1 pseudogene is annotated in these 338 nt (G+C 66.3%); it reads right to left on the minus strand.

Features of this window, described 5'->3' with window-relative positions:
• A pseudogene (locus GHO25_RS25855) lies at positions 1–338 on the minus strand (hypothetical protein); the annotation flags it as partial.

The raw sequence follows: 338 nt of genomic DNA on the forward strand, positions 1-338 counted from the left end.
AGTTGACCCTGAGTGTCGAAGGCCGGGAGTTGTGCCTGACCATCAGTGATGATGGCCGGGTTGTGCGAGGCCAGGGTGCGGGCGTTGCGCCAGTGCCGGTCAAGACGGCGGGCCTGACTGGTGGCCGAGGCGCCGCCGACTTCGAACAACAGCGTGGTGGCTTCGAGCACTTGCTCCAGCACCACTTGCTGGGCCTGGAAGGTGCGAATGTCGGCGTCGACGTGATCGGCTTCCTGCGCGCTGTCGGTCAGTTCGGCCTGGTGCACGCCTTCCAGCACGTTGGCGGTGGCCAGCACCAGACTTTCGCTGGCGTAGGCCAGGCTCGACAGGCGGCCGAT

Origin of the sequence: Pseudomonas sp. FSL R10-1350, from assembly GCF_009600525.1 — a bacterium.
Lineage (GTDB): Bacteria > Pseudomonadota > Gammaproteobacteria > Pseudomonadales > Pseudomonadaceae > Aquipseudomonas > Aquipseudomonas helleri.